General features: G+C 48.4%; 1 pseudogene. It reads right to left on the bottom strand.

Going from position 1 to position 254, the window contains the following annotated elements:
• A pseudogene (locus ACQ96U_RS27280) lies at positions 1 to 254 on the bottom strand (DDE-type integrase/transposase/recombinase); the annotation flags it as partial.

Raw genomic sequence — 254 nt, 5'->3', positions numbered from 1 at the left:
ATACCGATCAGCGTAGACCGAGCACTCCGGAATGATTTAAAACCTAACATAGATCGAGTGATCCGCTTAATACCCCGATGATCTTGCTCAACCCGGTTATTAAGATACTTGGTTTGACGTATCTCAAGGTCACATCGCGTTCCTGACAAACCGCTTCAGCTGCTGCTTTGTTTGCTGCACTGCCATCGATGGTAATTGTCTCTGGAAGGCCATTCGCCCTGATCGCCTTGGAGAGAAAGCGTTTAGCCGCCTTA

The organism is Zooshikella sp. RANM57 (assembly GCF_050749885.1).
Classification (GTDB): domain Bacteria; phylum Pseudomonadota; class Gammaproteobacteria; order Pseudomonadales; family Zooshikellaceae; genus Zooshikella.
Note: the sequence above shows the minus strand (reverse complement) of the source record. Positions and strands in the feature narration are given on the sequence as shown.